Below are 21,655 nucleotides of genomic sequence, written 5' to 3' on the forward strand. Positions count from 1 at the left end.
ATGCTCTCATCGACCGCGAGGCGGCAGGATGGAGGGATGACGGATCTCGTGACGCACGCCCAGGACACCCGCGTCGTCGTGGTGGGCGGGGGCATCGCCGGGCTCGTCGCCGCGCTGGAGTGCGCGCGGCTCGGTCTGACGGTGACGCTGCTCGAGGCCGGCCCGCACGCGGGCGGTTCGCTCGACCGGGTCGTCCTCGGCGACATCACGGTGGACGCCGCGGCGGATGCGTACCCGGCGACGTCGAAGACCATAGCTGCACTCATCGACGAGGTCGGGCTGGCCGGCGAGGTCGAGACGGCGCGCGACGACCGGCTCTGGCTCGCCGCGGGTCCGAAGGGCGCGGCGCCCGCTCCCGCCGAGACCGTGCTCGGCATCCCCGCGAATCCGTGGGCCGAAGACGTGCGTCGCCACATCGAGATGCGCGGGGCGTGGCGGGCGTACCTCGACCGCCTGCGGCCGCCGCTCACCGTCGGCCGCCGCCGCAGCCTCGGCGAGCTCGTCGAGTCGCGCATGGGAGAGCGCGTGCGCGACCGGCTCGTCGCGCCCTACGTCCTCGCCGTTCACGGCGTCGCCCCGGAGTTCATCGACGTCGACGCCGCGGCTCCAGGCCTGAACCCCGCCCTCACGCGCACCGGCTCGCTCAGCGGCGCCGTCGCCCAGACGGTGCGATCGGCCCCACCCGAGCGCCGCGCCCCGCGCGGCGGGCTCCACCGGCTGATCGACGGTCTCGTCGCCCGGCTCGCCGACTACGACGTGGACGTGCGCACGGGCGCCCGCGTCATCACGATCGGCCGCGACGGCCGGACCTGGATCGTCGAGGCCGCGGGCGAGGAGACCGCCCCGCTCTCCGCCGACCTGCTGGTGATGGCGTGTGACGAAGATGCCGCGCGCTCCCTGCTCGCCCCGCACGTCGATCTGCCGCCGAGCGCGGAGCCGCGCCCCGCCCCGCTCGATGTGGTCATGCTGCGCCTCCGCGGCGTCACGCTGCCCGCGCGCGGATCGCTCGTGATCGGCGGAGGAGAGGCGCCGGCCTCGGTGCGTCCGGTCTCGCAGACGTGGCGCGGGCTTCGCGAGCAGCTGCCCGAAGGCGACGAGGTGCTGCGCGTCACGCTGCCGTACACGGACGCGGATGACGGTGCGGTCGTCGCATCGGCGCGTCAGGCGGCATCCGATCTGCTCGGCGTCGCGGTCGATGCGGATGCCGTGCGCGCCGCAGCCCGCGTGACCTACTCGCGTGCGGCTCCCGGGACGCTGCTCGGCCACGCCGAGGCGGCGGATGCCGTGCGCGAGCGAGCCCGGTCGCTGCCCGGCCTCGCCCTCGTCGGCGGCTGGCTCTCGGGAAACAGCCTCGAGCGTGTCGCATCCGACGCCGCCACCGAGGCCGATCGCGCCCGTCACGCGGTGCTGTGGCACGGGGTCGATCCGGCATGATAGTCGGCTCCGCCGGGTTACGGGAGTGGATACCTGAGGCGGCATACGGCGATAGCCTGGGACCACGCAGCAACGTCGAACGTGAGGAGACCCCATGAGGGGCAAGATTGGCATCGCCGTCGGACTCGCCGCGGGCTACGTGCTCGGGGCACGCGCCGGGCGTCAGCGCTACGAGCAGATCAAAGAGAAGGCCCAGCAGGTCTGGGAGCTCGACCCCGTGCAGAAGCAGGTGGGCAAGGTCACCGAGCTCGGCAAGTCCGCCGCTCTCGCCGTCCCCAGCGTCGTCTGGGACAGCGCGAAGAAGGTCGTGAAGGCCGCGAGCAAGAGCGGTACCCCCGGTGAGAAGCTCGACGCGGCTGTCGCCGAGGGCGAGAAGGCTGCCGGCGACGTGCGCAAGGCCGCCGAGCGTGACGCACGCAAGGTCGCCGACGCGAGCGCCGTGGCGGACAGCTGAGATGAGCACGCCCCGCGGATTCCGCGACCGCGCCGACGACAGCCTGTTCACCCTGATCGGTGAGATTCCCGAACTGGTCCGCAACCTCGTCGTCGCCGAGATCGACTCGGCCAAGGCGTGGGCGAAGAAGACCGGAAAGGATGCCGGCCTCGGCGGCGTCTGGTTCATCGTCGCCCTGTTCTTCCTCTTCTGGACCATCCCCGCGATCGGCGCCTTCGCGATCATCGGTCTGTCGTCGTGGCTGCCCGCGTGGGCCGCGTCGCTCATCGTGATCGGCATTCTGCTCGTCATCGCGGCCGTGTTCGCCGTGCTCGGGCTCCTCCGCTTCAAGCGGTTGAGCTCGCGACAGAACCCCGCTCAGGCGATCTCCACCGACGCCAAGATCGTGAAGGAAGTGGCCGATGAGTTCTGAGGTCCCCGACACCGCCGTGCCGCTGGGCATCACCGACCCGGTCGAGAAGGCGCGCGCTGAATTGAAGGCTGCGCTCGCCGCGATCGAGCACAAGGCGAACCTCCCCAAGCGGGCCGTCATCGCGACCGACCGCGCAAGCCGCGAGGCGCGTGCGTATGCGCAGCGCAACCCGGCCGGTGCCACCGCGGCAGCCGTGGGCGTCGCCGTCGCCGTGGGCGCCGTGGTCTGGGGCATCGCGCGGCTGATCGCCCGCTGACCCCGTCCGCTCGCACATCGCGCGAGCGGTGATCCGTTCTCGGTCAACCGAGTCCGGATCGATACCTCCCGCCGCCGCCTCGCGTCCGTAGCGGAGTATGCTCGGACTCGAGGCAGCGGCAATGGAGCGGATGCTGCCGATGTTGCGGATCCGGGCCTGCACCGCCCGGACAAGGAACGTGCGTCGGCCGCTCTTCCGGGGGCGGTCGCGCCTCACGAGAGCCACCATATGCATGTCGATCCCGGCCCCGCCGAGCCGCAGAAGCCCCTTCGGGGGTGGCGTGTGCTCGTGCCCCGCGGGGGCCCCTGGGGCGACCAGGTCGCAGCTCTCCTCCGCTCCCACGGAGCCACGCCGGTCATCGCGCCGCTCGTGAATTTCGCGCCCACGACCGACGTGGCCGACCTCGAGGGAGCACTCGCCGAACTCGCGGCCGGAGCCTTCGACTGGATCACCCTGACCAGCGCGACGACCGTCGACGTCCTGTACGCCTATCGCGCCGAGATCCCGGCGCAGACGCGTGTGGCGGCCGTCGGCGAGACCACGGCGGCCGCGCTGACGGCCGTCGGGTACCGCGTCGACCTGGTTCCCGACGAGGACGACTCGGCCGCGGGACTCGCCGAGCAGATCCTCGCGATCGAGGCCGAACCCACGCGCGTGCTCGCGCTGCGCAGCGAGGTCGCCAAGCCCGTGCTGACGCGCATGCTCGTCGAGGCCGGACACGACGTCCGCAGCGTCGTGGCCTACCGGACCGTCGGCGTCCCGGTCACCGACCGCATCGCCGCGGACGTCGCGAGCGGGCGCATCAACGCGGTGCTCGTCACCAGCGGCTCGGTCGCCGAGCAGGTGAGCGAGCAGTTCCCCGAGCTCCCGCCGACGACCCTGATCGCGGCTATCGGCCCGCGCACGGCGCGCGACGCGCGCAAGCTCGGTCTCAGCGTCGATGTGGTCGCCGCGGAGACCACCATCTCCTCGCTCATCGAGGCGATCGCACGTCAGCCGTCACCGGCACCCGACGCTCCCGCGTCGTGACGAGACCCGCACACGACCCCGGCCACGATCGTTGCCGGTCTGTAAGCATTTCGTGAGTGTGCGACTGGCAGACTGGATCGCATGGTCACCCTGCTGCTCGACTCCGCACAGCTCGAGGTCGTGCTCTTGGCGACCGAGCGTGCTGCGGCATTCCGGCAGCGGAATGTCTCGGTCTCGCGAGAGAACATCGTCCGCGTCCAGCTGACGGACGACGCGTGGTCGTGGCTGCGCGGTGTGCCTCGTCCGGGCCTTCTCGTGCCCGCCGTCATCGCGGCGGGCTCCTTCGAGTCGGCGGGCGGTACCGACTTCGTGCTCGTGCGACGTCGCCGGCCGTCGGTGGTCGTCGACCTCGAGGGCGACGACGAGTTCCAGCGCCTGATCCTGACGACCCGGCACGGGGTCGCGCTCGTTCGGGCGCTGCGGCTCGACGTCGAGGACGAGCCCGCCGACGTCGTCGACCTGGTCGATCAGGCGACGTCGCGCCGCCACGACACGGCGTAGCCGATCACGGCGAACACCACCGCGTAGCCGGCGAGCACGAGTCCGCCCGCCCACCATTCCAGGGGCTGGCCGGCGCTTCCGCCCATCGCGGCGTAGATGCTGTCACCCGCGAGCGCATCCGACGCCGCCCCCGGGAGGAAGCGCACGACGTCGGCGAGTCCCTCGACCATGCTCGCGCCCACGCGAGCGATCGGCTCGACGAACTGGGTGAACGCGAGGATGCCGACCACCGCGGCGATCTGGTTGCGGATGAGGGTGCCGAGCGCGATGCCCACGAGCACCCAGAGCACGAGGGCGAGCAGCATGCGCGCGAGGAAGGCCCAGGTCTCGGGACGTCCCAGTTGCGGGTCGACGCCGAACAGCGCCAGCATCCCGCCGCCCGCGGCGACCGTCGAGCCGACGGCCGCGACGCCGAAGACGAGGCCCATGACGACGCCCGCGAGCATCTTCGCCGACAATGCGACGCCGCGTCGGGGCGTGGCCAGGAAGGTCGGTGTGAGGGTCTTGTGGCGATACTCGCCGGTCACGAGCAGCGACCCCACGACCAGGGGGAAGACGTATCCCATCGCGGTCGCGAGTCCGTAGATGAGGCTCGGCAGCCGGTCGCCGAGCCCGGTGGGCAGCGACGTCGTGCCGGGAAGGGAACCGTTCTCGCCCGCCGCGAAGACGGCGGCCATGCCGCCGGCCGTTCCGCCGATGTACAGGACGAGGACGATCAGGAGCACCCACCAGACCGAGGTGGAGAACTGCTTCGTCAGTTCCGATCGGGTCGCGTTCACGAGGTTCATCGCGTCTCCTCGCTGCTCTCGGCCGACGGGTGGACGCGCGCACCGCTGACGAGCTCGAGGAAGACCTCCTCGAACGCCGGACCCTTGCGCTGCAGGGCGATCAGAGCGATGCCGGCGTCGGCGGCGATGCGTCCGACCGTCGGGGCATCGGCACCGCGTACGGCGAGACCCGTGCGACGTTCGTCGCTCTCGTACCCCGCCTCGGAGAGGGCCCGACGAAGCGCGTCGCGGTCCTCCGCGTCGACGACGGTCGCGATCTCGTCCTGCGGGACGACGTGCTCGATGCCGCCCTGGTAGACGAGGCGTCCGCGCGTGATGATCATGAGCGAGTCGACCGACTGCTGGACCTCGGCGAGCAGGTGCGACGAGACCAGCACGGTGCGGCCCTCGGCGGCGAGGTCGCGGAGGAAGCGGCGGATCCAGCGGATGCCTTCGGGGTCGAGCCCGTTCGTCGGCTCGTCGAGGACCAGCACCCCGGGGTCGCCCAGCAGGGCGTAAGCGAGACCCAGGCGCTGCCGCATCCCGAGCGAGAACCCGCCGACCTTGCGCCCGGCGACATCGCCGAGACCGACGATGCCGAGCGCATCGTCGACGCGGGAGGCGGCGATGCCCGCCGCGTGGGCGTAGACCCGCAGGTGCGCCGCAGCCGATCGGCCGGGGTGGAAGCTCGACGACTCGAGGACGGCGCCGACGGTCTGCAGCGGGTGCTCCAGGTCGCGGTAGCGCTGTCCGCCGATCGTCGCGGAGCCCGACGTGGGCGAGATGAGGCCGAGGAGCATGCGCAGCGTCGTGGTCTTGCCGGCGCCGTTGGGGCCCAGGAAGCCCGTGACCACGCCCGGTTCGACCCGTGCCGTCAGGCCGTCGACCGCCGCGACGGGACCGAAACGTTTGGCCACGTCGGTGAACTCCAGCACCTGTCCGTCCGCCATCGCGCCCCCTCTCGCCGGGTGGTTCGGCTCCCATCCTGCCCGACACGCCGCGTTCACCGCGAACTCCGGGCGGTAGCGTGGCGAGGGTGACCGACGCCGCTGCATCCGATTCGCGTGTCCGGGCCCGTGTCGATCGCGCCCTCGGACACCTCACGCTCGACCGGCCGCGAGCCATCAACGCGCTCGACCTCGGCATGATCCAGAGCCTCTCCGCGGCTCTCGACGCGTGGGAGCGCGACCCCGGTGTGGATGCCGTCCTGCTCGACGGGGCGGGTGAGCGCGGGCTGTGCGCCGGCGGCGACGTCCGCGGCCTGTACGACCAGATCGTCGCGGGCGACGTGGCCGAGACCGCGCACTTCTTCCGGGCCGAGTACGCGCTCAACGCCCGTATCGCGTCGTACCCGAAGCCGGTCGTCGTGTTCGCCGACGGTGTCACCATGGGCGGCGGCATCGGGCTCGCCGGTCATGCCGCGGTGCGGGTGGTGACCGAACGGTCGCGCCTCGCGATGCCCGAGGTGCGGATCGGCTTCACGCCCGACGTGGGCGGCAGCCTGCTGCTCGCCCGCGCGCCGGGACGCGTGGGGGAGTACCTCGCTCTGACCGGCGAGTCGATGGACGCCGCCGACGCGATCTACGCCGGGTTCGCCGACCACCTCGTTCCCTCGGACCGGCTCGACGACCTGCGCGACGCCCTCGTCAGCCGTGCCGATCCGCAGACGGCGACCGAGCTCGTCCTGCTGTTCGACGAGACCGCGGGGCCCGCCCGGCTGGAGGCGGCGCGGGCGTGGATCGACGATGCCTTCTCCGCCGACTCCGTCGCGGAGATCATCGGGCGGCTGCGCGAGCGCGACGAGGCGGACGCCCGCGCCACGGCCGACCTGCTCGACTCCCTCCCGCCGACCGCTCTCGCCGTGACGCTCGCGGCCGTCCGCGCGGCGCGCGAGCGCGACGAGCTCCGAGCCGTCCTGGCGCAGGAGTACGGCTTGGTGCTGTGGTTCGCCACGACGCAGCCCGACCTCGTCGAGGGCATCCGGGCGCGACTCGTCGACAAGGACGGGGCGCCGTCGTGGTCGCCGGCGTCGCGCGACGAGCTCGACCCCGACATCGTCACGCGGGCCTTCGCCTTCGAGCCCGCACCCGTCCTATGGACTGACTGAGTTCCCCCGGCCGCCCGGGCCGCGGTGCGCGGCGAGGTAATAGTCTCGGGATGCTGTGCGTCCGCGCCGTCCCGGGGCCGCGACGCGCGAGGGAGGGTTCGTGTTCGACAGTCCGCTGTCCGCCTCGGCGTACGACGTGCTCGGGGTGGCGCCCGACGCCGACGACGAGGAGCTTCGCCGCGCCTACCGGCTGCGGCTCCGGCAGACCCATCCCGACACCGGCGGGGATGCCGCGGAATTCGTTCAGGTGCAGCGCGCCTGGGACCTCGTGGGCACCGCTGCGGCGCGCGCCGCGTACGACCGCGGTCACGGTTTCACGGATGCCCCGTCGTTCTCGCCCGACGCCGCGACGTGGCGGCCGCCGCAGCGTCCCACCGACACGCGACCGCGGGCGCGTTCCTTCGGTCAGCCCGGCGGATGGCGCCGTGAGCGCTATCTGACCCTCATCCGGGAGTGGGTCGGCCGCGGCGCACCTCTCGACGATCCGTACGACCCCGCCCTCGTCCGCACGGCGCCGCACGAGATCAGACGCCTGCTGGCCGATGCGCTCGCCGAGGAGGCGACGGCGCGCGTGGTCGCCGACCTCGGGATGGGCTACACGGTCTGGCACGACGTCGCCGCCGACCCCCGCGACCCCGACGTGAAGCTCGACCACGTCGTGCTCGGTCCCTCGGGCCTGTACGCCGTGCTGTCGGAGGACTTCGGCGCCCCCGTCCGCACGCGGCGCGGCGAGCTGATCGGCGAGGGCGTCGACTCGCCGATCGCGACGCTCGTGCATCGGGCGCGGGCCCTCAGTCGCGCGGCCCGGGTGAAGTTCAGCGGCGCGATCGTGGTGCTGCCCGACGACGACGTCGTGCAGGCCATTGAGGAGCTCGGCCGGGTGCGCGGTCTCGCGGTCGCAGTGGTGGGACGTTCGGCGTTGGCCACGGTGCTCCGTCGCGGGGTCGCCGGCGCACGCGAGATCGGCGGCAACGAGCTCTTCGACGTCCGCACCCGCCTGCAGCAGACGGTGCGATTCGTGTGATGTTCGTGCTCGCGCGGCGGGGGGTCAGCCCGCAAGGCCCCACAGCTGCAGCGGGTGGCTGAGGCGCCACCAGACGTCGGGATCCGGGATGTCCGCGGTCAGGCGCAGCGTCGTCGTCGCCGAGCCGAGCGGTCCGGTGAGGGTCAGCTCGCCCGCTCGGTCGCCCGCGTCGCGCGCGTCGCCGACCTCGACGCTCGCCGCAGCCTGAGACGACTGGGTGTTCCAGAGCGCCACACGGACGTCCGACTCGGTGACGATCTCGGACGTCGCCCCCCACAGGGTCGTCGCGGTGCCGGCGACGGTTCCCGCGGGCAGGGACGGGGAGGCAGCGATCTCGGCGATCGTGCGATCGAGCAGCGCAGCCGTCGCCGAGTGGCGGGTCTCGTCGTCGGGCTGGTCGAGGGCGGTCGCGTACACGCGGACGTTGATCCCGTCGACGTCGGTGTCTTCGGCTGCGACGAGGTTGTACGAGCCGAACAGGCTGCCCGTCTTCACCCCGACGACGGCGGGATCGGCGAGCAGGGCGTTCGTGTTCTCGACGAACCCGGCACCCGGCAGCTCGACGGAGCGCTGGGCCACGATGCCCGCGATGACCGGGTTCGACATCGCGGTCTCGGCGAGGGCGATGACGGATGCCGGTGAGGCTGTGTTCTCCGGATCGATGCCGCTCGAATCGACGACGATGACGCCGCCGAGGTCGTGCGCCTGCAGCCAGGCGTTCGCCGCCTCGACGTAGGCCTCCTCGTCGGGCCAGAGGTCGAACACGAGACGGTCGGCGTAGTTGTTGGCCGAACCGATCAGCACGCCCTGCAGCAGCTGGTACTGGGTCAGCACTCCGTCGACGGGCACGTCGAGTGCCGACTGGTCGTCGGCCAGGTACGCGCGGTACTCCCGTCGGTCGGCCGCGGTGAAGGCGAACTCCGGTCCCTGATCGCCTTCGGCGAGCGGCATCCGGTCGAGGACCACGAGCGCGGTGACGAGCTTGGTGATGCTCGCGATCGACTCCGGTTCGCCCGACGACGCCGACACGGCCGAGAAGCCGCCGACGGCGGTGGCGCCGGCGCCCTCGGCGGGCCAGGCCGGCTGAGCGATGCCTGCGGCGGGAGCCGTGATGGCGGCGGGCAGGACGTCGGGGGCGACGGCATCCAGCGGCCACAGCAGCGTCGCGCCGGTGTACCCGCCCGCGGCGAGGAGGACCACCGCCAGCGTCGAGATCACGGCCGGCGCCGCGGAGCGTCGGGGGCGCTCGGTGAGCAGCTCGGCGTGAGCGAGCGCGTAGGGGCCGGCGGAGGCGGCGGCCTCACGACGACCGCTTCCGCTCGCAACGGCATCGTCGTCGACCCACGCGAGGGCGACGCGCGAGTCGGGAGATGTCACCCGCCCAACGTACAGCGCGTGCGCGCCGATATACTTCATCGACAACCACGGGAGTCCGGTGAGCCGGGCTGAGAGGAAGCGATCCACGCTTCGACCGTCGAACCTGATCCGGATCATGCCGGCGCAGGGAGGAGAGAGAATGCACACTGCTGCGTCCACCACCGAGTCCACCGGTCGTCGACCGGGGCGAGCGCCCGGCCGTTTCCGCTGGCGCGTCGTCGACATCGTCATCGCGAGCGTCATCGGCGTCGCGTGCGCCGCGGTGTTCCTGCTGTGGAACGTCGCCTACCAGGGGCCGTCGGCCGCGCTGACGCCGCTGCTTCCCGGCCTGCAGGGCCTGCTCGCGGGGCCGTGGCTCATCGCCGGCGTGCTCGGCGGCCTCATCATCCGCAAGCCCGGCGCGGCGCTGTACACCGAACTGCTCGCTGCCGTGATCTCCGCGCTCGTCGGCAATCAGTGGGGGCCCTTGACGATCGTCTCCGGTCTCGTCCAGGGTCTCGGCGCGGAGCTGATCTTCCTGGTCTTCCTCTACGCGTCGTGGCGTCTCCCGGTCGCGCTCCTCGCGGGCGCCGGCGCCGGTCTCGCGGGCGGCATCAACGACCGCATCCTCTGGTACCCCGGTGCCGACACGCTGTTCACGTCGGTCTACATCGCCTCGACCACGGTCTCGGGAGCGGTCATCGCCGGCCTCGGCGGCTGGCTCATCACGCGCGCCCTCGCGCGGACGGGAGCCCTCAGCCGATTCGCGGCCGGACGCGAAGCCGCCACCCGCGTCTGACGGTGGGCGACGCCGGGGTGCGATCCGCGGCCCTCGAGGCCCGCGGATGGGGGTGGCGCTACGCGACACGTCGTGCGTGGGCGGCGCGTGAGACCTCGTTCCGGATCGAGGCCGGTGAACGCGTCCTGCTGCTCGGGGCATCGGGGTCGGGCAAGTCGACGCTGCTGCAGGGCCTCGCGGGCGTCCTCGGGGGGGCGGACGAGGGCGAACAGGAGGGTGCGCTCCTCGTCGACGGCCGGCCGGCATCCGATGCCCGGGGCCGTGTCGGGCTGGTCCTCCAGGACCCGGACAGCCAGACGATCCTCGCGCGGGTGGGTGACGACGTCGCCTTCGGGTGCGAGAACCTCGGTGTGCCCCGCGACGAGATCTGGCGTCGGGTGCGCGCTGCTCTCGACGCCGTCGGGCTCGATGTTCCCCTCGATCGCTCGACCGCGGCCCTGTCGGGTGGGCAGAAGCAGCGCCTCGCGCTCGCCGGCGTCGTCGCGATGCAGCCGGGCGCCGTGCTCCTGGACGAGCCCACGGCGAACCTCGATCCCGAGGGCGTGATCGACGTGCGGGATGCCGTCGCCCGAGCGCTCGACGCCACGGGGGCCACCCTCGTCGTGATCGAGCACCGGATCGACGCGTGGCTCCCGCTCGTCGACCGCGTGATCGTGCTCGCCCCCGGCGGCGGTGTCGTCGCGGACGGCGATCCGCGGACGGTGCTGACCGAACGGGGCCCGGAACTCGCGGCGGCAGGTGTGTGGGTGCCCGGCATCCGTCCGCTTCTCCCGCTGCGCCCGGTGGCCTCGCCCGGCGACACCCTGCTGTCGGCCGACAGCCTCGTCGTCGGACGCGCCGCCGCCTCGCCCGCCGCGGGACCGCTCGACCTCGATGTGCGCGCGGGTGAAGTGCTCGGTGTCGTCGGGCCGAACGGCGCCGGCAAGTCGACACTCGGGCTCACGCTCGCCGGGCTGCTGCCCGCGCAGGGCGGCGCCGTGAGCGCGGCGGACGGCCTGACGGCAGGCGCTTCGCTCGCGGGTCGGTCGCGGCGACGGCGACGCAGCGACCCCGCGGCGTGGACCTCGACCGCTCTGCTGACGCGCATCGGAACCGTTCTGCAGGAGCCCGAGCATCAGATCCTCCGCTCCACGGTGCGCGACGAGCTCGAGGTCGGGCCCCGAGCCCTGGGGGTGCCGGCGGGCGAGATCGCCGGGCGCGTCGACGAGCTGCTCGAGCGGCTGCGGCTCGCCTCGCTCGCCGCGGCCAATCCGTACACGCTGTCCGGTGGTGAGAAGCGTCGCCTGACCGTCGCGGCCATGCTCGCGGCACGTCCCCGGATCGTGGTCCTCGACGAGCCGACCTACGGGCAGGACGCACGTACGTGGGCGGAGCTCGTCGCGATCATCGCCGCCCTCCGCGACGGCGTCGACGACCGCGGGCCCCTCGGTGTCGTCACGATCACCCACGACGAGGGCGTGCTCGATGCGCTCGCGGCCCGCCGATTCTCGCTGGCGGCCCCGGCCGGGGTGACGGCATGACGTCGGCAGCGCCGGTGGCGACGCCGACCCGCGGCGTCGCCACGCTCAATCCCGTCGCGAAGCTGCTGGCGGCCCTCCTCATCGCGTTGCCGCTCGTCATCACGATCGACCCGGTCTCCGCGGGCGTCGCGCTGCTTCTCGAACTGCCGATTCTGCTCGCGTCGGGCGTCGGGTGGCGGCGGTTCTGGGCGCGGACACTGCCGCTGTGGATCGCCGCCCCCGCCGCCGCGGTGACGATCTCGCTCTACGGGGAGCGGAGCGGAGCCGAGGTCTTCTCCTGGGCGTTCGTGCATGTCAGCGAAGGGTCGCTCGCGCTCGGCCTCGCGGCGGCGCTCCGCGTCCTGGCGATCGGCCTGCCCGCCGTGGTGCTGTTCATCACCGTCGACCCGACCGACCTCGCCGACGGGCTCGCGCAGATCCTGAGGCTGCCGGCACGGTTCGTCATCGGCGGGCTCGCGGGGATGCGGATGCTCGGCCTGCTCGCCGAGGACTGGCGTGCGCTCGCGCTCGCGCGCCGTGCCCGTGGCGTCGCCGACGCGGGTCGGCTCCGGCGCACGCTGGGCATGGCGTTCGCCCTCCTCGTGTTGGCGATCCGGCGTGGCTCCGCGCTCGCGACCGCGATGGAGGCTCGGGCCTTCGGCGCGCCCGGTCGCCGCACGTGGGCGCGAGAGTCGCGGCTCGCGGCATCCGACGTCGCGATCATCGTCGGCGGGCTCGCGATCTCAGCGACGGCGATCGCGGTGTCGGTCGCGGTCGGCGCCTTCCACCCGATCTTCGGCCCGTCCTGAGCTCGAGGATCAGGCGGCTCCGACCGTCGTCTCCGCCAAGCGGCGGGCGAGGGCCTCTTCCACGACGAGCTCGGTGATGAGGCCGGCTGCGAGGGCGCCGCGCAGCGCGTCGAGCTTGGTCAGGCTCGACACCGCGCACAGGCGACGCGGGATGCGGCGGATCGCTTCGAGCGACGGCCCGCTCGAGCGCGCGTTGAGTTCGATGCCGGTCGCGGAGCCGTCGATGCGGTAGAACACCGTCGCGCAGTCGCCGACGACGCCGTCGCGCAGCAGCGAGCGCAGATCCTCGCCCGTGAGGTACCCACCGGCGTAGACGTGCGACGGGACGTCGGCGTGGGGAGAGCCGAGCCCGAAGACGAACACCTGCACGCGGGACTGCGCGTCGAGGACGCGGCGGATCGACCGCTCGCGCCAGAGCAGCTGCTTCGTCAGCGGGTCGTCGAACAGGGCCGGGACGGGGAACTGCTGCACGTCGGTGCCGAACGCCTGCCCGAACCGTTCGAGGATCGCGCCGGAGTACGAGATGCCGGAGGTCGATTCGTTCGCGGCGCCGTTCATCTGCACGATCTGCGAGTCGTGCAGCCGTTTCGTCGGCAGGTGGCGGGCGATCGCCGACACCGTCGCCCCCCACGCGATGCCGATGCTGGCGTCGGGATCGAGCGTCGACGACAGGACGTGGGCCGCCGTCCGCGCGGTGCGCTCGAGTCGCTCCGCGTCGTTCGTGCGCGGCGGCGTGCTGACGACGTGAACGGAGATGCCGAAGCGCTCGGACAGGCGGCGGGCGACGACCGAGTTCGCCTCGTGGGGGGAGTGCACGGTGATCTCGACGAGCCCGATCTCGCGGGCGTGGGCGAGCAGCCGCGAGACCGACGAGCGCGAGAGCGTCATCTCGGCCGCGATCTGGTCCATCGTGCGGTCCTGCACGTAGTACAGCTGGGCGGCGCGCAGCGCGTCGCGTGTCCGTGCCTCGGCCTCGGCGTCCGCGCTCATCGTCATCCGTCCTGCACGTTCGTGCATCCCCGCGTCGTCGGTGCACGTTCGTGCATAACCGTTGCGCATTCGTGCGGTGGACCCCAGTGTAGATCGGGACAGCCGTGGAAAAGGATGCATGATGACCGAGTCGACGCCGACCACCCGAGCGAACATCCGAGCCCTGCGTGAGCGCCCCCATGCCGAGGTGCTCGTTATCGGCGGTGGCATCAACGGAATCGCGACGTTCCGCGACCTCGCCCTGCAGGGGGTCGACGTCGCCCTCGTCGAGCGCGGCGACTACGTCAGCGGGGCTTCCTCCGCCTCGAGCCACATGATCCACGGCGGGGTCCGCTACCTCGAGAACGGCGAGTTCCGCCTCGTAAAGGAGTCGGTGACCGAGCGCAACCGGCTCGTGCGCAACGCTCCCCACTTCGTCAAGCCGCTGCCGACGACCATCCCGATCCACCGCACCTTCTCCGGCATCCTCGCGGCGCCGTTCCGCCTCCTCGTCACGCACGGCCGCGGCAAGCCGCGCGAGCGCGGCGCCCTGCTGATCAAGGTCGGCCTCATCATGTACGACACCTTCTCGCGCGACGGCGGAGCGGTGCCGCGTCATCGCTTCCGCGGGCGTCGCAGCTCGCGGGCGCAGTTCCCCGACCTCGACGAGCGGTTCCGCTACACCGCCACCTACTACGACGCCTCCATGCACGACCCCGAGCGCCTCGCTCTCGACGTCCTGCGCGACGGCGTCCGCGAGGATTCGGCGCGGGCGGCCAACTACGCCCCCGTCGTCGGGGCGGACGGGTCGTCGGTCATCATCCGCGACGACGTCACGGGCGAGGAGTTCCCGTTCACGGCCGACGTCGTCGTGAACACGAGCGGACCCTGGACCGACCTGACCAACACCGCGCTCGGCTCGCCGACGCGCTTCATGGGCGGCACCAAGGGGTCGCACATCGTCCTCGACAACACGTCGCTGCTCGAGGCCACCGGCGGCAACGAGATCTTCTTCGAGGCCGCCGACGGCCGCATCGTCCTCATCTACCCGCTCAAGGGCCGGGTCATGGTCGGGACGACCGACATCGACGCCGACCCGAGCCGCCCCACGGTCTGCACCGACGACGAGATCGACTACTTCTTCGATCTGATCGCGCAGGTCTTCCCCGACATCGCCGTCGACCGGTCGCAGATCGTCTACACGTTCTCCGGCATCCGACCCCTTCCGCGACATGACGACCTCGCCCCCGGGTTCGTCTCGCGCGACTACCGGATCGAGAAGGACCGGCTCGGCGACATCCCCGTCCTCAGCCTCGTCGGCGGCAAGTGGACGACGTTCCGCGCGCTCGCGGAGCACCTCGCCACCGACGTGCTCGGCCTGATGCGGCGTCCGCGCCGGGTCGCCACAACCGACCTCGCGATCGGGGGCGGTGCCGGGTACCCCCGCAGCGTCGCCCAGCGTCGGCGCTGGATCGAGGCCCACCGCGGCGCGCACTCCGCGGAGTTCGCCGATCGGATGCTGGAGCGCTACGGCACCTACGCGCAGGAGGTGCTGGCCGCTCTCCCCGTCGCGCAGCAGGAGCTCGCCCACGCCCCGGGCTACTCGGTCGAGGAGATCGCGTTCCTCGCCGAGCGCGAAGAGGTCGTCACGCTCATGGATCTGCTGCTGCGCCGCACCTCGATCGCCTTCGTCGGGGGCGTCTCGATGGAGACGCTCGCGGAGGTCGCCGAAGCGGCCGCGCCCGTCCTCGGCTGGGACGCCGAGACCGTGCGCAGCCAGGCCGATGAGGCCGCGCAGGCGCTCGAGGACGCTCACCGCATCGACGTGCGCACGTCGCACCTGGCGCCGCTCGACGCCTGAGCCGATCGACCCGGCGAGGCCCGACGCCGGATCACCCTCGGGCCACCCTCTCGCGCGGCGACGTCGCCCGCGATGATTCTGCAGAAAGGTCGACGCTGACATGCACGACATCAATCTCGGGCTCTACTTCGTGTCAGAGCTCGTGGGAACGGCGATGCTGCTCCTGCTCGGCGGTGGCGTGGTCGCCAACGTCATCCTCGCCAAGTCGAAGGGCCTCGGCGGCGGGACATTGATGATCAACTGGGGCTGGGGTCTGGCGGTGTTCGCGGGTGTGCTCGTGTCGTCGTACTCGGGCGCTCAGCTCAACCCCGCCGTGTCGATCGGGCTCCTCGTGGGCGGGAAGATCGAGTTCGTCCAGTTCCTCGTCGCCATCGCCGCCCAGTTCGTCGGCGCGTTCCTGGGCGCCGTGCTGTGCTGGCTGGCCTACCACGACCACTTCGACGCCGAGCCCGACCCGGCCAACAAGCTCGGCGTGTTCTCGACCGGCCCCGGCATCCGCGCCTACGGCTGGAACCTCGTCACCGAGATCATCGCGACCTTCGTGCTCGTGTTCGTCATCTTCGGCTTCGCCGACTACGGCGACATCGAGATCGGCACCCCGGGCTCGCTCGGACCCCTGACCGCCGTGCCGGTGGCCCTCCTCGTGGTCGGCATCGGCGCTTCGCTCGGCGGCCCCACCGGCTACGCGATCAACCCCGCCCGCGACCTCGGACCCCGCATCGCGCACGCCGTGCTCCCCATCAAGGGCAAGGGCTCGAGCGACTGGTCGTACGCGTGGGTGCCCGTCGTCGGACCCCTCATCGGCGGTACGCTCGCGGCACTCGCTGCCGGCGCACTGCTCGGCTTCGCCTGATCCGTCCACCCCGAACCGCCAACGCTGACAGACAAGGACGTCACATCATGACCGACTACATCATCGCCCTCGACCAGGGCACGACCTCGAGCCGCGCGATCATCTTCGACAAGAAGGGCTCGATCATCTCCGTCGGGCAGAAGGAGCACGAGCAGATCATGCCGCGGGCCGGCTGGGTCGAGCACGACCCGATCGAGATCCGCGACAACATGCGCGAAGTCATCGGCATCGCGCTCGGCCGGGCCAACCTGACCCGCCACGACATTGCCGCGATCGGCATCACCAACCAGCGCGAGACCGCCGTCGTGTGGGACAAGAACACCGGCATCCCCGTGTACAACGCGATCGTGTGGCAGGACACCCGCACGCAGTCCATCGTCAATCGCCTGGCCGGCGACGAAGGGGTCGAGCGGTACAAGGACATCGTCGGCCTGCCGCTCGCGACCTACTTCTCGGGCACGAAGATCGTCTGGATCCTCGAGAACGTCGAGGGCGCGCGCGAGAAGGCCGAGGCCGGCGACCTCATCTTCGGCACGACCGACACCTGGGTGCTGTGGAACCTCACCGGCGGCCCGACGGGCGGCATCCACGCCACCGACGTCACGAACGCGTCGCGCACGCTCTTCATGGACCTCGAGACCCTCGAATGGCGTGACGACATCCTCGCCGACTTCGGTGTGCCGCGCTCGATGATGCCCGAGATCCGCTCCTCCAGCGAGGTCTACGGCGAGGCGCGAGACACCTCGCTGCTGCGTGAGACGCCGGTCGCCGGCATCCTGGGCGACCAGCAGGCGGCGACCTTCGGTCAGGCAGCCTTCGACGCCGGCGAGAGCAAGAACACCTACGGCACCGGCAACTTCCTGATCTTCCAGACGGGGACCGAGATCGTGAAGTCCGAGAACGGCCTGCTCACGACGGTCGGGTACAAGCTCGGCGATGGTCCCACCCACTACGCGCTCGAGGGCTCGATCGCCGTCACCGGATCGCTCATCCAGTGGCTGCGCGATCAGCTCGGGATCATCTCGACGGCGCCGGAGGTCGAGCAGCTCGCGCTGTCGGTCGAGGACAACGGCGGCGTCTACTTCGTGCCGGCGTTCTCGGGACTGTACGCGCCGTACTGGCGGCCCGACGCCCGCGGCGCGATCGTCGGCCTCACGCGCTACGCCAACCGCGGCCACCTCTCGCGCGCCGCGCTCGAGGCGACGGCCTTCCAGACGCGCGAAGTGCTGGATGCCGTCAACGCCGACTCGGGCGTCGACCTCGCCGAGCTGAAGGTCGACGGCGGCATGATCGCCAACGACACGCTGATGCAGTTCCAGGCCGACATCCTCGGCGTCCCGGTCGTGCGGCCGGTCGTCGCCGAGACCACCGCCCTCGGTGCCGCCTACGCCGCCGGTCTCGCCGTCGGGTTCTGGAGCGACCTCGACGAGCTCCGGGCCAACTGGCAGGAGGACAAGCGCTGGACGCCGAACGACGACGTCGAGGAGCGCGAGCGTCAGCTGCGGCTGTGGAAGAAGGCCGTGACGAAGTCGATGGACTGGGTCGACGACGACGTCCGCTGAGGCTCGAGTCTGAGGCCTGCGTCTGAGGCCCGGCGCGGCCCCCGCATCCTTCCGGATCGGGGGCCGCGTCTCGTCAGAGCGTTCGCGGGAGCGCGAGCGCGAAGCAGACCGACCGCGGCATCGTCTCGACGTAGGGCTCGTAGACCGGGATGCGGCTGAATCCCATCGACGTGTAGAGCGCGATCGACTCCGGCTGCTGGAGCCCGGTCTGCAGGATCACGCGCTCCGCGCCGTCCGCGCGGGCGGCATCGAGCGCTGCCGACACGAGTGCGCGGGCGATGCCGATACCGCGGAACCCGGGCAGGACGACGAGGCGCTTGATCTCCCGGTCATCGCCGAGCCGGCGGACGATGACGTGTCCCGCGGGGGTGGCTTCCGCGGCGGCTTCGGCCCCGGTTTCCGCCGCCATGGCGATGAGGGTCGTGACGATCTCGTCGGGGTGCGTCGCGAGCGCGCGGGCACGGGCGCGGCGCCGCTCGTCGGGCTCGTCGCCGTGGAAGCCGTCGTATCGAGCGCCGAGATCGTCGTCGAGCTGCCGTCGCAGCTCTCGTGCGCGGGGGTCGTCATAGGCGACGTCGATGATCCGCCAGGTCAGGTCTCGTTCCACAGCGACCGATAGTAGGCCAGCCGGTCGGAGTCGGGGGTGATCCCGTAGGCGGCGATGAGCTCGTCCTCCCAGCCCGGACCGTAGTTCCACTCGGTGCTCATCGAGGCCACCGCGATGTCGGCCCAGCGGTCGGCGACACCCAGCGCGCCCAGGTCGACGTGCGCGAGCCACCGTCCGTCGTCGCCGACCAGGGTGTTCGGACAGCACGCGTCACCGTGACAGACGACGAGGAGGTCGGGCTCGGGTGCGTCGTGGAGGGATGCCGGCACGGCGATGCCCCGGACCGCCGCGTTGCGCAGCCGCTGCGCGACGCCCCAGTCGTAGGGGCAGTCGGCGACGGGGAGGGCGTCGTGGAAAGCACGGAGCCCTTCGCCGACCGCGCGCACCGCGGTCGCCGGATCGGCGATCCACCGGGGATCGACCGCCGACAGGCCGGGGAGGGTGCGCGTGACGAGCCACTCGACGTCGCCGTCCTCGCCCGCCTCCAGCACCTCGGGCACCGGCGTGTACGGCGCGGCCCATCGCAGCCGCCCGGACTCGGCGCTCATCGACGTCTCCGCGTTGCGCGGGCCCACCTTCACGACGCGGCCGTCGTCGGTGCCGAACGTCACGCCGCCGATCGCGTTGCGCCAGAGCGGCGTGAGCGTCGCGCCGGCGGTGAGCAGGCCCAGGCGCTCCGAGATGTCTGCGCGCACGGGCGCGTCGAAGTCGGGCGGCGGAAGGGGCACGCGACCATCCTGCCCATCGGCGTCCGTCGCCGTCCCGCGGCGCGCCCGGGAGCTGTGCCGTCGACAGGTTGGGCGGCATCTCCCGCTGGTGGACGGCGGCGGCACCGTGGCTCAGCCTGTTGACGGCACGGACGCGGGCACCGGCCCGGGGCGCGGGCGTTCTAGGGTGGAGGGGCGAGTTCGAAGGAGAACACATGCAGATCGCGGGAGTCTCGGCCCTCGTCACGGGCGGTGCGAGCGGATTGGGAGCGGCCACGGCGCGGCGCCTCGCCGCCGACGGCGCGCGGGTCACGATCCTCGACCTGCCGGGATCGGCGGGCCGGGATGTCGCCGAGCAGTTGGACGGCACCTTCGCCGCCGCCGACGTCACCGACCCGGACGAGGTCGCTGCGGCGGTCGAGACGGCCGGCCGGGCAGCGCCCCTGCGCATCGTCGTCACCTGCGCCGGCATCGCGCCACCCGCGAAGGTGCTCGATCGCTCGGGTGCGCCGACGCCGCTCGCCGACTTCGAGCGCGTCGTCCGGATCAACCTCGTCGGCACCTACAACGTCGTGGCCCAGGCCTCGGCGGCGATCGCGCGGACCGACCCGACGGAGACCGGTGCGCGCGGCGTCATCGTCAACACGGCCTCGGTCGCGGCGTTCGACGGACAGATCGGTCAGCCCGCCTACGCGGCGTCGAAGGGCGCGGTGCACGCGATGACCCTGCCGATCGCGCGCGAGCTCGCGCGTCACGGCATCCGCGTCTGCACGATCGCCCCCGGGATCATGCAGACGCCGATGATGGCGGGGCTGCCGGATGCCGCGCAGCGCTCGCTCGGCGAGCAGGTGCCGTACCCGCAGCGGCTGGGCGCGCCGGAGGAGTTCGCCGCCCTCGCCGCCCACATCGTCGACAACGACTACCTCAACGGCGAGACGATCCGTCTCGACGGCGCGATCAGGATGGCCCCACGATGAGCGAGAGCACCCCCGAGATGAGCCACGACACACCGACGAGCGAGACCGTCCTCCTCCGCCGCGAAGGGGGACTCGCCCGCATCACACTGAACCGTCCGGCGTCGCTCAACGCCGTCGACGCCGAGATGGCGTCCCGTTGGCGGGAGGTGACCGCCGACGTCGCGGCCGATCCGTCGATCGGCGCTGTGATCCTGGATGCCGCGGGCCGGGCCTTCTGCGCGGGCGGCGACGTCGTGTCGATGTCGACGTCGGGCATGGGCGGCGCGGCGGTCACGGAGACCGCCCGCATCATCCACGACGGCATCACGTCGCTGACCGGCGCCGCCGTGCCGGTCGTCGCCGCGGTGCAGGGCGCGGTCGCCGGGGGAGGGCTCGGCATCATGCTCGTCGCCGACTACATCGTCGCGTCGCCGACGGCGGTGTTCGTCAGCAAGTACGCCAACATCGGCCTCACCCCCGACCTCGGCGTCTCGACTCTGCTGCCCGCAGCGATCGGGCAGCGCCGGGCGCTGCAACTGCTGCTCCACGACACGACACTCGACGCCGCGACGGCGCTCGACTGGGGGCTGATCGCCGAGGTCGTCGACGACCCCGCCGCCCGGGCGCGGGCCCTCGCCGACTCGTGGCTCACGGGTGCGACGACGGCTTTCGGTCAGGCCAAGCGGCTCGTCCGCGATGGCGCCGGCCGCACCTTCGCCGAGAACCTCGACGCCGAGGCGCGGACCATCGGGTCGCGTTTCGACACCGACGAGGCGCGTGTCCGCATCGACGCGTTCGCCGCCGCATCCGCCCGCCGCACCCGAACCGAGGAGACCTCATGACCGACGCGAAGCCCCTCGCCGGCAAGACCCTGCTGATGTCGGGCGGGAGCCGCGGCATCGGCCTGGCGATCGCGCTCCGTGCCGCGCGCGACGGCGCGAACATCGCCCTGCTCGCGAAGACGGATCAGCCGCACCCGAAGCTCGAGGGCACCGTCCACACCGCCGCCGCGGAGATCATCGCGGCGGGCGGACGCGCCCTGCCGATCGTCGGCGATGTCCGCGACGAGGACTCCATCACCGAGGCCGTGCTGAAGACGCAGGGCGAGTTCGGCGGTATCGACATCGTCGTGAACAACGCCTCGGCGATCGACCTGTCGGGCACGCTCGAGCTGTCGGCGAAGCGCTTCGATCTGATGCAGGCCGTGAACGTGCGCGGAACCTTCCTGCTTTCGCGGGCTGCGCTTCCGATCCTGCGCGAGGCCGAGAACCCGCACATCCTCTCGCTGTCACCGCCGCTCAACCTCTCGCCGAAGTGGCTCGGTGCCCACACCGGGTACACGCTCGCGAAGTACGGCATGACGATGGCGACCCTCGGGATCGCCGCCGAGTTCGCCGGCGAGGGGATCGCCGCGAACACGCTGTGGCCGCGCACCACGATCGCGACGGCGGCGGTGCAGTACTCCCTCGGCGGTGACCGGATGATGGCGGCGAGCCGTACCCCGGAGATCTACGCGGATGCCGCCTACGAGGTGCTGGTACAACCGGCGCGCGGGTACAGCGGGCAGACGCTCATCGTCGAGGACGTGCTCGAGGCGTCGGGCGTGACCGACTTCTCGGGCTACGCCGCCGTGCCGGGCACCCCGGACGAGGCGCTGTTCCCCGACGTCTTCCTCGACTGAGGCGGAACCGGC

At 72.0% G+C, this 21,655-nt stretch carries 23 protein-coding genes and 1 riboswitch; of the genes, 17 read left to right on the plus strand and 6 right to left on the minus strand.

The genetic code is table 11. The features are described from left to right. The 6 genes from AA0Y20_RS04980 (at position 1) to AA0Y20_RS05005 (ending at position 4,086) form a co-directional block, all read left to right on the plus strand. Positions 1 to 1,434 carry a protoporphyrinogen/coproporphyrinogen oxidase gene (locus AA0Y20_RS04980; RefSeq protein WP_412937821.1) on the plus strand — a complete coding sequence of 478 codons (1,434 nt, stop codon included), beginning with the start codon at positions 1 to 3 and terminating at the stop codon, positions 1,432 to 1,434. A gap of 94 nt (positions 1,435 to 1,528) precedes the next feature. Further along, the gene (locus AA0Y20_RS04985) at positions 1,529 to 1,888 is read left to right on the plus strand and encodes a hypothetical protein (protein WP_112616169.1); all 360 of its coding nucleotides are present in this window, start codon (positions 1,529 to 1,531) and stop codon (positions 1,886 to 1,888) included. Position 1,889: 1 nt separating this feature from the next. Continuing rightward, positions 1,890 to 2,300, plus strand: coding sequence for a phage holin family protein (locus tag AA0Y20_RS04990; protein ID WP_023952744.1), 411 nt, complete (start codon positions 1,890 to 1,892; stop codon positions 2,298 to 2,300). Continuing rightward, a complete protein-coding gene (locus AA0Y20_RS04995) occupies positions 2,290 to 2,556 on the plus strand; it encodes a hypothetical protein (RefSeq protein ID WP_412937822.1) in 267 nt (88 codons plus the stop codon). The genes AA0Y20_RS04990 and AA0Y20_RS04995 overlap by 11 nt, the downstream gene beginning before the upstream one ends. Before the next feature lie 228 nt (positions 2,557 to 2,784). After that, the gene (locus tag AA0Y20_RS05000) at positions 2,785 to 3,585 is read left to right on the plus strand and encodes a uroporphyrinogen-III synthase (protein ID WP_412937823.1); all 801 of its coding nucleotides are present in this window, start codon (positions 2,785 to 2,787) and stop codon (positions 3,583 to 3,585) included. An 81-nt stretch (positions 3,586 to 3,666) separates the two neighbouring features. Next, entirely contained in the window at positions 3,667 to 4,086 is a 420-nt protein-coding gene (locus tag AA0Y20_RS05005) for a hypothetical protein (protein ID WP_412937824.1), read from the plus strand. Here AA0Y20_RS05005 and AA0Y20_RS05010 read toward each other — a convergent pair. Both AA0Y20_RS05010 and AA0Y20_RS05015 read right to left on the minus strand, forming a co-directional pair. Then, the gene (locus AA0Y20_RS05010; protein ID WP_412937825.1) at positions 4,053 to 4,874 is read right to left on the minus strand and encodes an ABC transporter permease; all 822 of its coding nucleotides are present in this window, start codon (positions 4,872 to 4,874) and stop codon (positions 4,053 to 4,055) included. The two genes, AA0Y20_RS05005 and AA0Y20_RS05010, sit on opposite strands and share 34 nt — an antisense overlap. Continuing rightward, complete coding sequence (locus AA0Y20_RS05015; RefSeq protein WP_412937826.1) at positions 4,871 to 5,803, minus strand: ATP-binding cassette domain-containing protein; 933 nt, start codon at positions 5,801 to 5,803, stop codon at positions 4,871 to 4,873. The genes AA0Y20_RS05010 and AA0Y20_RS05015 overlap by 4 nt, the downstream gene beginning before the upstream one ends. 86 nt (positions 5,804 to 5,889) lie before the next feature. Between AA0Y20_RS05015 and AA0Y20_RS05020 the strand changes: the two genes are divergently transcribed. Continuing rightward, on the plus strand, positions 5,890 to 6,960 hold the full coding sequence (locus AA0Y20_RS05020) for an enoyl-CoA hydratase/isomerase family protein (RefSeq protein WP_412937827.1): 1,071 nt from the start codon (positions 5,890 to 5,892) through the stop codon (positions 6,958 to 6,960). A 100-nt stretch (positions 6,961 to 7,060) separates the two neighbouring features. Continuing rightward, positions 7,061 to 7,984: a DnaJ domain-containing protein gene (locus AA0Y20_RS05025; protein WP_412937828.1), complete on the plus strand. Its 924-nt coding sequence runs from the start codon at positions 7,061 to 7,063 to the stop codon at positions 7,982 to 7,984. A gap of 24 nt (positions 7,985 to 8,008) precedes the next feature. Here the strand turns inward: AA0Y20_RS05025 and AA0Y20_RS05030 are convergent, their stop codons facing one another. Then, a complete protein-coding gene (locus AA0Y20_RS05030) occupies positions 8,009 to 9,361 on the minus strand; it encodes a D-alanyl-D-alanine carboxypeptidase family protein (protein ID WP_412937829.1) in 1,353 nt (450 codons plus the stop codon). 37 nt (positions 9,362 to 9,398) lie between these two features. Beyond that, positions 9,399 to 9,508: riboswitch (TPP riboswitch) on the plus strand. On the opposite strand from AA0Y20_RS05030, the gene AA0Y20_RS05035 reads away from it, so the two are divergent. The 3 genes from AA0Y20_RS05035 to AA0Y20_RS05045 all read left to right on the plus strand — a co-directional run bounded on the left by AA0Y20_RS05035 (position 9,501) and on the right by AA0Y20_RS05045 (position 12,447). Then, positions 9,501 to 10,139 (plus strand): ECF transporter S component, encoded by a 639-nt coding sequence (locus tag AA0Y20_RS05035; RefSeq protein WP_412937830.1) that lies wholly within the window; start codon positions 9,501 to 9,503, stop codon positions 10,137 to 10,139. Its footprint overlaps the riboswitch before it by 8 nt. 2 nt (positions 10,140 to 10,141) lie before the next feature. Then, positions 10,142 to 11,659, plus strand: a complete 1,518-nt coding sequence (locus AA0Y20_RS05040) for an ABC transporter ATP-binding protein (RefSeq protein ID WP_412937832.1) — start codon at positions 10,142 to 10,144, stop codon at positions 11,657 to 11,659. Further along, positions 11,656 to 12,447 carry an energy-coupling factor transporter transmembrane component T family protein gene (locus tag AA0Y20_RS05045; protein ID WP_412937833.1) on the plus strand — a complete coding sequence of 264 codons (792 nt, stop codon included), beginning with the start codon at positions 11,656 to 11,658 and terminating at the stop codon, positions 12,445 to 12,447. Before AA0Y20_RS05040 ends, AA0Y20_RS05045 begins: the two co-directional genes overlap by 4 nt. A gap of 9 nt (positions 12,448 to 12,456) precedes the next feature. On the opposite strand, the gene AA0Y20_RS05050 is transcribed toward AA0Y20_RS05045, so the two are convergent. After that, the gene (locus AA0Y20_RS05050) at positions 12,457 to 13,437 is read right to left on the minus strand and encodes a sugar-binding transcriptional regulator (RefSeq protein WP_412937834.1); all 981 of its coding nucleotides are present in this window, start codon (positions 13,435 to 13,437) and stop codon (positions 12,457 to 12,459) included. A gap of 121 nt (positions 13,438 to 13,558) precedes the next feature. On the opposite strand from AA0Y20_RS05050, the gene AA0Y20_RS05055 reads away from it, so the two are divergent. The 3 genes from AA0Y20_RS05055 (at position 13,559) to glpK (ending at position 17,692) form a co-directional block, all read left to right on the plus strand. Then, positions 13,559 to 15,277: a glycerol-3-phosphate dehydrogenase/oxidase gene (locus tag AA0Y20_RS05055; protein ID WP_412937835.1), complete on the plus strand. Its 1,719-nt coding sequence runs from the start codon at positions 13,559 to 13,561 to the stop codon at positions 15,275 to 15,277. 100 nt (positions 15,278 to 15,377) lie between these two features. Further along, entirely contained in the window at positions 15,378 to 16,130 is a 753-nt protein-coding gene (locus AA0Y20_RS05060; protein ID WP_274178264.1) for an MIP/aquaporin family protein, read from the plus strand. A 47-nt stretch (positions 16,131 to 16,177) separates the two neighbouring features. Continuing rightward, entirely contained in the window at positions 16,178 to 17,692 is a 1,515-nt protein-coding gene (gene glpK / locus AA0Y20_RS05065) for a glycerol kinase GlpK (protein ID WP_112616195.1), read from the plus strand. Between the two features lie 73 nt (positions 17,693 to 17,765). Here the strand turns inward: glpK and AA0Y20_RS05070 are convergent, their stop codons facing one another. After that, on the minus strand, positions 17,766 to 18,299 hold the full coding sequence (locus tag AA0Y20_RS05070; protein ID WP_412937838.1) for a GNAT family N-acetyltransferase: 534 nt from the start codon (positions 18,297 to 18,299) through the stop codon (positions 17,766 to 17,768). Further along, positions 18,284 to 19,027, minus strand: a complete 744-nt coding sequence (locus AA0Y20_RS05075; RefSeq protein WP_412937839.1) for a phosphotransferase — start codon at positions 19,025 to 19,027, stop codon at positions 18,284 to 18,286. Before AA0Y20_RS05075 ends, AA0Y20_RS05070 begins: the two co-directional genes overlap by 16 nt. Positions 19,028 to 19,221: 194 nt before the next feature. Here AA0Y20_RS05075 and AA0Y20_RS05080 point away from each other — a divergent pair, with 194 nt between their 5' ends. The 3 genes from AA0Y20_RS05080 to AA0Y20_RS05090 are packed head-to-tail and all read left to right on the plus strand — an operon-like array spanning position 19,222 to position 21,643. Further along, positions 19,222 to 19,983, plus strand: coding sequence for an SDR family NAD(P)-dependent oxidoreductase (locus tag AA0Y20_RS05080; protein WP_412937840.1), 762 nt, complete (start codon positions 19,222 to 19,224; stop codon positions 19,981 to 19,983). Continuing rightward, positions 19,980 to 20,804 (plus strand): enoyl-CoA hydratase/isomerase family protein, encoded by an 825-nt coding sequence (locus AA0Y20_RS05085; RefSeq protein ID WP_412937841.1) that lies wholly within the window; start codon positions 19,980 to 19,982, stop codon positions 20,802 to 20,804. Before AA0Y20_RS05080 ends, AA0Y20_RS05085 begins: the two co-directional genes overlap by 4 nt. Continuing rightward, positions 20,801 to 21,643: an SDR family oxidoreductase gene (locus tag AA0Y20_RS05090; RefSeq protein ID WP_412937843.1), complete on the plus strand. Its 843-nt coding sequence runs from the start codon at positions 20,801 to 20,803 to the stop codon at positions 21,641 to 21,643. The genes AA0Y20_RS05085 and AA0Y20_RS05090 overlap by 4 nt, the downstream gene beginning before the upstream one ends. The last annotated feature ends 12 nt before the right edge of the window (positions 21,644 to 21,655 follow it).

The sequence above is a fragment of the Microbacterium pratiae genome (assembly GCF_047302165.1).
GTDB lineage: Bacteria > Actinomycetota > Actinomycetes > Actinomycetales > Microbacteriaceae > Microbacterium.

Excerpts from the sequence above, each read along its gene's own strand:
- AA0Y20_RS05050 (WP_412937834.1), bottom strand. The coding sequence starts at position 13,437 with ATGAGCGCGGACGCCGAGGCCGAGGCACGGACACGCGACGCGCTGCGC.
- AA0Y20_RS04990 (WP_023952744.1), top strand. The coding sequence starts at position 1,890 with ATGAGCACGCCCCGCGGATTCCGCGACCGCGCCGACGACAGCCTGTTC.
- AA0Y20_RS05005 (WP_412937824.1), top strand. The coding sequence starts at position 3,667 with ATGGTCACCCTGCTGCTCGACTCCGCACAGCTCGAGGTCGTGCTCTTG.
- AA0Y20_RS05090 (WP_412937843.1), top strand. The coding sequence starts at position 20,801 with ATGACCGACGCGAAGCCCCTCGCCGGCAAGACCCTGCTGATGTCGGGC.
- AA0Y20_RS05015 (WP_412937826.1), bottom strand. The coding sequence starts at position 5,803 with ATGGCGGACGGACAGGTGCTGGAGTTCACCGACGTGGCCAAACGTTTC.
- AA0Y20_RS05010 (WP_412937825.1), bottom strand. The coding sequence starts at position 4,874 with ATGAACCTCGTGAACGCGACCCGATCGGAACTGACGAAGCAGTTCTCC.
- AA0Y20_RS04980 (WP_412937821.1), top strand. The coding sequence starts at position 1 with ATGCTCTCATCGACCGCGAGGCGGCAGGATGGAGGGATGACGGATCTC.
- AA0Y20_RS04985 (WP_112616169.1), top strand. The coding sequence starts at position 1,529 with ATGAGGGGCAAGATTGGCATCGCCGTCGGACTCGCCGCGGGCTACGTG.
- AA0Y20_RS05045 (WP_412937833.1), top strand. The coding sequence starts at position 11,656 with ATGACGTCGGCAGCGCCGGTGGCGACGCCGACCCGCGGCGTCGCCACG.
- glpK (WP_112616195.1), top strand. The coding sequence starts at position 16,178 with ATGACCGACTACATCATCGCCCTCGACCAGGGCACGACCTCGAGCCGC.
- AA0Y20_RS05085 (WP_412937841.1), top strand. The coding sequence starts at position 19,980 with ATGAGCGAGAGCACCCCCGAGATGAGCCACGACACACCGACGAGCGAG.
- AA0Y20_RS04995 (WP_412937822.1), top strand. The coding sequence starts at position 2,290 with ATGAGTTCTGAGGTCCCCGACACCGCCGTGCCGCTGGGCATCACCGAC.
- AA0Y20_RS05000 (WP_412937823.1), top strand. The coding sequence starts at position 2,785 with ATGCATGTCGATCCCGGCCCCGCCGAGCCGCAGAAGCCCCTTCGGGGG.
- AA0Y20_RS05060 (WP_274178264.1), top strand. The coding sequence starts at position 15,378 with ATGCACGACATCAATCTCGGGCTCTACTTCGTGTCAGAGCTCGTGGGA.
- AA0Y20_RS05035 (WP_412937830.1), top strand. The coding sequence starts at position 9,501 with ATGCACACTGCTGCGTCCACCACCGAGTCCACCGGTCGTCGACCGGGG.
- AA0Y20_RS05055 (WP_412937835.1), top strand. The coding sequence starts at position 13,559 with ATGACCGAGTCGACGCCGACCACCCGAGCGAACATCCGAGCCCTGCGT.
- AA0Y20_RS05080 (WP_412937840.1), top strand. The coding sequence starts at position 19,222 with ATGCAGATCGCGGGAGTCTCGGCCCTCGTCACGGGCGGTGCGAGCGGA.